Here is an 8,089-nt window from a genome sequence, read left to right as displayed (position 1 = left end):
GTCAAGCGCGATGCGAAGCGCGGGCTGGCGTCGCTGTGCATCGGCGGCGGGATGGGCGTCGCGCTCGCGGTCGAGCGCGTCTGAGCGGGGACTGACAGCACGGTTCGCTTGCGGCCCGGGTCGGCGCCGCGGGTGAGTCGGGCGGCTTTTGCGCAAGGCAGGCAGTCGACAATACGCGCGAGGTACCGGTGCGTGCCGCACCCGCGATGCGGGCGGATGCACATCGAAGCGGCGGGGCGGCAGCATGTGCGATGCCGTCGCCCGGCCTTTCATCGATCACTTTTTTGTCGGTAATTAATAGGATGACTAAGCGAATTGCAGTTGTGACGGGTGGGATGGGCGGCCTCGGCGAAGCGGTCAGCATCCGGTTGAACGATGCGGGTCACCGGGTAGTCGTCACGTATTCGCCGAACAACGCCAACGCGGACCGCTGGCTGACCGAGATGCATGCGGCCGGCCGAGCGTTCCATGCGTACCCGGTGGACGTGGCCGATCACGACTCGTGCCGGCAATGCATCGAGAAGATCGTGCGGGACGTCGGCCCGGTCGACATTCTCGTGAACAACGCAGGCATCACGCGCGACATGACGCTGCGCAAGCTCGACAAGGTCAACTGGGACGCGGTGATCCGCACGAACCTCGACTCCGTGTTCAACATGACGAAGCCGGTGTGCGACGGCATGGTCGAGCGCGGCTGGGGCCGTATCGTCAACATTTCGTCGGTGAACGGCTCGAAGGGGTCGGTCGGCCAGACCAACTACGCGGCCGCGAAAGCCGGCATGCACGGCTTCACGAAATCGCTCGCGCTCGAGGTCGCGCGCAAGGGCGTGACGGTGAACACGGTGTCGCCGGGCTATCTCGCGACGAAGATGGTCACCGCGATCCCGCAGGACATCCTCGACACGAAGATCCTCCCGCAGATTCCGGCGGGCCGGCTCGGCAAGCCCGAGGAAGTCGCGGCGCTGGTGGCCTATCTGTGCTCGGAGGAGGCCGGCTTCGTGACGGGCTCCAACATCGCGATCAACGGCGGTCAGCACATGCACTGACGCGCGGCGGCCCGCACGGCGTTCGAAGCCGTGCTGGCCGTGTTCCCCACTATCCCGCGCCGGAGCGGCGGCAGGCGCGCCGCTTCGGCCTTGCATTCCGGAGAACGCATGGGCGACACCTGGATGGGACTCGTGATCGGCGGCGCGGCGCTGGCCGTCGCGCTGGCGATGGCGATCTCGCTCTACTGGCTCGAGCGGCGCCGCGCGCGGCTGCTGCGGAACTTCGATCATCGCGATTGCTGGCTGATCGCGTACGGCAAGTGCTTCGCGCGCAGGCCGGCGAGGCCGCTACGGCGCATGCGCGGCGCCCGCTGACGGCGGCGCCGGCGCGTTGCGATCAGCGAGCAACCGATGAGTGGTCGAGTCCCGCGCGCGTGCCTTCGGCAACGCGCGCGGGACGCGCGATCAGTCGTTCTTTTCGCTTTTTCCGGCCGACCCGCCCGCGTCGTTCTTGTGGAAGATCCGCTTCGTCGTGCGCTTGGTGGCTTCCCAGCCTTCGCGCGACGCATGGGCGACGCCGTGCCCGACCGCCTTCGCGGCGCTCGCGGTCGCGTGGCCGAAGCTGCGCGCCGCGTCGCCGGTCTTGTGCGCGGCTTCCTTCGAATCGCGCTTGATGTCCTGCTTCACTTCCGACATGTCCGCGTGCGCGAGCGGGCTGAGCAGCGCCGAAACGAGCGCGGCGCCAATGAACTGACGAACTTTCACGACCGGTTTCCTTGAGGTAGGCCTCTTCATCGAGGATTCGTGTGGCCGGCAGGCGCCGGTTGAAACGCGCCGGCGGCCGATGCGTCGAGCATCACCGCCGCGCGGCCGGACAGCAGCACGCGCTCGCCGCAGCGCAGCGCGAAGCCGTACAGTACCGAGCGGCCGTCGCCGCTCACGCGTTGCGCGTCGACGGTGAGCGGCTGCTCGAAGGTATCGAGCCGGTCGACGAACGCGTTGACGTTGCGCACGCTCGCGAGATGGCCGACGCGCGGGCGCGCTTCGTGCGCGCCGAGCAGCGCGCCGTGCACGGCCATCGCCTGCGCGGCATATTCGATGCCGCAGACCGACGCGAGCCGCCCGTGCGCGCGCAGCGGGTTGTGCGGGTCGCGGTGGCTCGTCGCGGTGCAGCGGATTCGTTCGGTATCCCACGCATCGACCGAATTGAGCACGCACATCGTGCCGGCATGCGGAATGTGCGCGGCAATCCACGCATGGTCGAGCGGCGGGGTCAAGACGGCCGTTGCGATCATGGCGCGTGCTCCGCGACGGGTTCGGGCATCGCGACGTCGACCTGCACGCGCGTATCGGCCAGATAGTCGAGCACGACGCGCGTCGACCGCCGCGCGGCGAGCGCATCGAGCAGCGGCAGCACGCGGGCGGCCGGATTGCCGGCGCGCAGTGCGTCGAGTCCGGCATCGGCGAGCGTTGTCGCGGGTGCATCGGTGAGCTGCACGTCGATGCGGGCGAGCGTGCGCTCGCTTGCTTGCGGCGAGAGCACGAGCGCGACGCCGAACGCGTCGTCGATCGGCCGCACCGTGCGCAGCGGTTCCGGATAGTCGGTGTCGTACGCGATCAGTAGGCTCGGCACGCGATCGACGACGACCTGGCACAGGCTTTCGAGTAGGCCGGCGGCAAAGCTGCCGTCGTGCGCACACAGCACGTTCGACGTCGCCGTCGCGCGGGTCGCGATGCTCCAGTAGCCGGCCGGGGCATTGTGCACCGAGTTGTGGAAGCGGGTCGGCGACAACTGACGATCGTCGCCGGCCAGCGTTTCGCAGATCGCGTGGCAGTTCTGGCCGTCGCCGCCGGATGCGCTGAATACGGTCGCGAGCGTCGCGGCGTCGCGGCCGCTCGCCGCCACCGCTTCGTGGCCGACCGCGAGCGCGGCGCGCACGACGGGGCCCGTGCGACGCCGTTCGGCGGACGGCAGGCCGGCCGGCGGCGGCAGCTCGGTGCGGGCGGGCGCGTAGGGCGCGCGGCCTGCGAGCACGTCGGCCGCGTGCGGCCAGTCGTTCAATCCCGGCCCGACGAGGCCGATGCTTTCGATGAAGGCGGTCAGGGTCATGGCGGGCCTCAGCGGCGGGCGTGATCGGCGCGGCCGAGGATCAGGCTGCAGTTCGTGCCGCCGAAGCCGAACGAGTTGGAGAGGACGGCGCGCACGCGCATGTCGCGGCTCGCGAGCACGTAATCGGCTGCGAGCGCCGGGTCGGGCTGCGTCGTGTTGACGCCGGCCGGCACGAACTGCTCGCGCAGCGCGAGCGCGGCGACGATCGCCTCCAGCGCGCCGGCCGCGCCGAGCGTGTGGCCGGTCGCGCCCTTCGTCGAGCTGCACGGCGTGCGGGCGAACAGCGCGCCGACCGCGCGGCTTTCCGCTGCATCGTTGCTCGGCGTCGCGGTGCCGTGCAGGTTCACGTAGTCGATATCGTGCGCGCCGAGGCCGGCGGACGCGAGCGCCTGCTCGATCGCGGCGCGCGCGCCGCGCCCTTCCGGATGCGGCGACGACATGTGGTGCGCGTCGCTCGATTCGCCGACGCCGAGCAGCAGGATCGCGTCGCCGTCGGGCGCGGCGGGCGGCGCAGAGGCGCGCTCGACGAGCGCGAACGCGGCGGCCTCGCCGATCGAGATGCCGTCGCGGGCGACGTCGAACGGCCGGCACGGCCGGCGCGACAGCAGTTCGAGCGAATTGAAGCCGTACAGCGTGGTCAGGCACAGCGAATCGACGCCGCCGACGACGGCCGCGTCGATCAGCCCGGCCTCGATCATGCGGCGCGCGGAGCCGAATACCTTCGCGCCCGACGAGCACGCGGACGAGATCGCCATCGCCGGCCCGCGCAGCGCGAAATACGCGCGCACGAACGCGGCCGGCGAATACGGGTTGTGCGTGTGTGCGTAGCGGAAGTCGGCCGGCAGCGCGCCGCTTGCCGGGTCGCGGCGCCGGTACGCGCGCTCGGTTTCGAGGATGCCGGCCGTGCTCGTGCCGACGAACACGCCGACGCGTGCGGGGCCGTAGCGCGCGACGGCCGCCGCGACGCGGGCGTCGAAGCCGTCCTGCGTCAGGCCGAGTTGCGCGAGGCGGTTGTTGCGGCATTCGAAGTCGGCGAGATCGGCGCGCACGGGGTGCGCATCGACGCCGTCCACCGCGCCGATCCACGTGTCGAGGTCCGCACGCTCGAAGTTGCACGGCACGAGCCCGCCGCGGGCGTGGCGCAGCGCGTCGAGGGTCGCGTCGAGGCCGCGGCCGATGCAGCTGGTGGCGGTGAAGTGCGAGAGCAGGAGAGGTTTCACGAGGGTCGCTTCCGGTGGCCGGAACGGGCGCTGCAGCAGGGCTGGCGGGCGCGTCGTTCGAGGTCAGATTTTATCAAACGGGGGTGCCGGAACGCCCGGCTGGCCGGACGTTTCGGGCGCGAGCGCCGCGCGCAAGGTGGTCCAGTGCAACTGCGCATCGGCGGCCGTGCGCAGCACTTCGTGCAGCACGTCGAGCACGACCGGTTCGCCGCGCGCATCGCGCGCCGCATGGCCGTCGTGGACCAGCAGGATGTCGCGCGCATCGAGGCCGTGCAGCAGGCGGCGCGTGACGGTCGCGGCGTTGCGGGCGCGCGTGTCGAAGCCGCGTCGCGTCCAGCTCGCGAGTTGCAGGCCGAGTTCGCACAGCACCGGTTCGAGAAACGGATTGCGCAGGCCGGCCGGCGCGCGGAAGAACAGTGGACGCGTGCCGGCGATGTCGGTCAGCGTCTGCTGCGCGGCCGCGATTTCGCGTCGCAGCGCGGCCGGCCCCGATAGCGAGAACGTATGGCTGTGCCGCTGGCTGTGGTTCTCGACCGCATGGCCGCGCGCGACGATCGCCTCGACCCAGCGCGGATGGCGGCGCGCGAGATCGCCGATGCAGAAGAACGTCGCGCGCGCGTCGTAACGGTCGAGCAGGTCGAGCACGCGCGGCGTGACGTCCGGGTCCGGGCCGTCGTCGATCGTCAGCGCGATGCGGCGGCCCGCGCCGGGCGGCAGGCGCGTCCAGTTCGGACCGAGCAGCGTGCTGCGCGGCCACAGGCCGGCCGCGGTCAGTGCGAGATGCGACGCGACCACGCCGCCGACGGCCCACGGCCACGTGGCCGGTTGCGTGATCGCGACGGCGGCAGCGCCCGCATGCAGCGCGGCGGCGCCCGCGATCAGCGGCGTGGGTTTCCAGCGCCGCGCGGCGCCGGCGTGGTGCGGCGGAGTCGACGGCGGCGCATTCATGCGCGGCCTCCTCGTTCACGATGACCGACCGCCGGTGCGGCGCGGGGCGCGAGAATCGCCGCGAACGCGAGCGCGAGCATTGCGCCGGGGCCGACGGTCAGCCCGAAGGTTTCGAGCAGCGGCACGCGCGACAGCGCGAGCAGCCCGAAGCCGGCGACCGTCGCGAGGTTCGCGATCAGCAGCGACACCAGCGTGTACGGCGTGACGGGCTGCGTGTCGTCGCGCCGGCAGAAGAACAGCGCGTAGTTCGAGCCGACCGCGACGATCAACAGCATCCCGACGAGGTGCAGGATCGTCAGCTGTACGCCGGCGAGCGCGAAGCCGGCCGTCACGACCAGCACGGCCGCGACGAGCGGCGCGAGGGCGCGCACCGCGCGGCGCGGCGAGCGCAGCGCGATCAGCAGCAGCACGGCGATCGCGGCGAACCCGGCGAGCGACAAGCGGATGTCTTCGTGCACATAGCTCACGTACAGCCGATCGGCTTCGGTTTTCATGTCGACGAACAGCGCATCGGCCACGCCCGCGCGCGCGACGGCGGCGCGAATCGGCGCGGCATCGAGGCTCGACGTCAGCTGCGCGGTGCGGGCCGCGTCCGGCGCACGCAGCGGCAGCATCGCGCTCCAGCGGCCGTCGCGTTCGGTCAGCAGCGCATCGACGGCGAGCGCCATCGACGTGCCGCGCAGGTCCGCGCGCGTCAGCAGCGGTGCGTGACGCGCGGCGTCGACGTCGGCGAGGAACGGCGCGAACAGGTCGGGCTTGACCGCGATCGGCTGGTGCGCGACGGCGTCGCGCATCCGTGCGGCAAGCGCGTCCGCATCCGGCAGGCTCGCCCGGCGCGCGCGTTGCGCGGCGTCGCTCGGCAGGTAGCGGGCGGGGTTTTCGAAACCGCCGAGCGCGCCGCGGTCGACGAGCGGCTGCAATTGCGCGGCAACTCTTTCCGCGCCTTCGAGTGCGGCCTGTTCGGTCGGCGCGGCAATCACGACGAGGTAGCGCACGTCGGGCGCGCCGACATCCGCGCGCAGCCGTGCGTCGAGCGCCTGCGCTGCCGCCGGCACGGGGCTGAGCGCCGCGAGCTCGCGGCTCCACAGGTCGTCGCGATGCAGCGCGAGGGTCGCGCATGCGGCGACCACGAGCACCGCGAGCGGCCAGCGCAGCCGCGGCGCGGCGTCGGCCGCGCGCGCAAGTACGGCGCCGATGCGCGAGACGTCGCGGATCGCGACATGCTCGCCGCGCAGGTGCGGCAGCACGAAGCGCGTGACGAGCGCGGCGGCCGTCAGCCCGACGATCGAATAGAGCCCGAGTTGCACGAGGCCCGGGAATCCGGAAAACAGCATCGACGCGAATCCGCACACCGACGTCAGCACGCCGAGCCGGATCGTCGGCCAGTACGCGGCGACCCACGCGCGCGTCGCGTCGGCCGGGCGCGCGGCGCCGCGCGTGCCGGCCTGCGCCGATTGCACGAACAGGTAGATCGAATAGTCGACGGCTTCGCCGATCAGCGTCGTGCCGAACCCGAGCGTCAGCCCGTGGACCGTGCCGAACGCGACGCCGACCGCCGCGATCCCGGCCGCGACGCCCGTCAGCACCGGCAGCAGGCCGAGCGCGAGCGTGCGCGGCGAACGGTACAGCGTGAGCAGCAGCGCGACGATCAGCGCGACGCTTGCCGTCGACAGCCGCTCGACGTCGTGCCGGATCGTGTCGCGCGTGTCGACCGAGAACACGCCGGGGCCCGTCATGGCGAGCGTGGTTGCCGCTGCATTCGGGATGGCCCGTTTCGCGGCGGCGAACGCGCGACGCACCGTGTCGATCGCGCGTGCCTGCGCATCGGTATCGGAGCCGGCGGCGGCCGTCTGCACGACGAGCACCGCGCGCGTGCCGTCGCGCGACGCCCACACGCCGTCGCGGCTCGCCGGTTCGGCTGCGCGGTCGAGGCCGTCGACGAGCGCGGCGACTTCGCCGGTCGGGTCGCGCGGCAGCATCGCTTTCGCGACGAGGCCGGCCGACGAACTCAAAAGGTCGAGGCTGTCGCCGAGCGCCCGGTGCAGGCCGTCGGCGCTGAAGCGCTGCGGCGTGACGGCCGGGCTCAGCAGATAGCGGTGATCGAAAATGAATTGCCGGTCGCGCGCGTCGTTCGCGGCTGCGCCGTTGTGCACGGCCGCGAACTGCGGATCGGCGCGCAACGTGCCGGCGACGCGCCGCGACAGCGCGGCGCGCGTGCTTGCATCGCCGCCGTCGATCGCGACGAGGATCAGGCGCGACACGATGCCGTCGCGCAACTGGTCGACGAGCACGCGTTGCCCGGCGCTCGGCGCATTCGGCACGCCGGCCGATTCCGTCGAGAATCCGCGCCAGATGAGCGCGTATCACTATCCGGCGCAGTACGGCCCGCGTGCGCCGACGTTCGCGCGCGCCGCTGCGTGGGCGGACGGCGAGGCGGCGCCGGTGCTGTTCGTATCGGGCACCGCGAGCATCGTCGGGCACCGCACCGTGCATCGCGGCGACGTCGTCGCGCAGACGCGCGAGACGGTCGCGAACCTCGCGGCGGTGCTCGAGCAGGCCGCGCGGCAGGGGCACGGCCCGTTCTCGCTCGCCGACCTGAGCTATCGCGTCTACGTGCGCGACGCCGGCGATACCGCGACGCTGGCCGCGATCGGGCAAGTGCTGCGCGAGGCGGCCGGTTCTCACGTGCGGCCGCTGTTCGTTCACGCGGACGTGTGCCGCGACGACCTGCTGGTCGAGATCGAAGCCAGCGCCGGCCATGCCGTGGAGTGGCTGTCATGAAGCGCGAGAGCCTCGCGATCCGGCAGCCGGCGCGGCATGCGGCC

8 protein-coding genes and 1 pseudogene are annotated in these 8,089 nt (G+C 72.1%); 3 read left to right on the top strand and 6 right to left on the bottom strand.

The genetic code is table 11. The annotated features are described in order from the left end of the window. The first annotated feature begins 302 nt into the window (after positions 1–302). Together phbB and WT24_RS06630 are read left to right on the top strand one after the other, a co-directional pair. Positions 303–1,046 carry an acetoacetyl-CoA reductase gene (gene phbB, locus WT24_RS06635; protein WP_059504379.1) on the top strand — a complete coding sequence of 248 codons (744 nt, stop codon included), beginning with the start codon at positions 303–305 and terminating at the stop codon, positions 1,044–1,046. A gap of 108 nt (positions 1,047–1,154) precedes the next feature. After that, positions 1,155–1,361 (top strand): hypothetical protein, encoded by a 207-nt coding sequence (locus WT24_RS06630; protein WP_059504381.1) that lies wholly within the window; start codon positions 1,155–1,157, stop codon positions 1,359–1,361. A 90-nt stretch (positions 1,362–1,451) separates the two neighbouring features. On the opposite strand, the gene WT24_RS06625 is transcribed toward WT24_RS06630, so the two are convergent. From WT24_RS06625 to WT24_RS06600, 6 genes are all read right to left on the bottom strand, one after another. Then, positions 1,452–1,781: a hypothetical protein gene (locus WT24_RS06625; protein ID WP_060032144.1), complete on the bottom strand. Its 330-nt coding sequence runs from the start codon at positions 1,779–1,781 to the stop codon at positions 1,452–1,454. Beyond that, entirely contained in the window at positions 1,778–2,281 is a 504-nt protein-coding gene (locus WT24_RS06620) for a hotdog family protein (RefSeq protein ID WP_060032141.1), read from the bottom strand. The genes WT24_RS06625 and WT24_RS06620 overlap by 4 nt, the downstream gene beginning before the upstream one ends. Continuing rightward, entirely contained in the window at positions 2,278–3,096 is an 819-nt protein-coding gene (locus WT24_RS06615) for a beta-ketoacyl synthase chain length factor (protein ID WP_059504388.1), read from the bottom strand. Before WT24_RS06615 ends, WT24_RS06620 begins: the two co-directional genes overlap by 4 nt. Positions 3,097–3,104: 8 nt before the next feature. Next, positions 3,105–4,316: a beta-ketoacyl-[acyl-carrier-protein] synthase family protein gene (locus WT24_RS06610; RefSeq protein WP_060032139.1), complete on the bottom strand. Its 1,212-nt coding sequence runs from the start codon at positions 4,314–4,316 to the stop codon at positions 3,105–3,107. Positions 4,317–4,379: 63 nt separating this feature from the next. After that, positions 4,380–5,264 carry a polysaccharide deacetylase family protein gene (locus WT24_RS06605; RefSeq protein ID WP_060032136.1) on the bottom strand — a complete coding sequence of 295 codons (885 nt, stop codon included), beginning with the start codon at positions 5,262–5,264 and terminating at the stop codon, positions 4,380–4,382. After that, positions 5,261–7,618, bottom strand: coding sequence for an MMPL family transporter (locus WT24_RS06600; RefSeq protein ID WP_060032133.1), 2,358 nt, complete (start codon positions 7,616–7,618; stop codon positions 5,261–5,263). Before WT24_RS06600 ends, WT24_RS06605 begins: the two co-directional genes overlap by 4 nt. On the opposite strand from WT24_RS06600, the pseudogene WT24_RS06595 reads away from it, so the two are divergent. Beyond that, positions 7,584–8,045, top strand: a pseudogene (locus WT24_RS06595) (endoribonuclease L-PSP); the annotation flags it as partial. The gene WT24_RS06600 and the pseudogene WT24_RS06595 sit on opposite strands and share 35 nt — an antisense overlap. Between the last annotated feature and the right edge of the window lie 44 nt (positions 8,046–8,089).

This window comes from Burkholderia sp. MSMB1078WGS (assembly GCF_001528895.1).
Taxonomy (GTDB): Bacteria; Pseudomonadota; Gammaproteobacteria; order Burkholderiales; family Burkholderiaceae; genus Burkholderia.
This window is presented reverse-complemented; position numbering and strand designations above follow the sequence as displayed.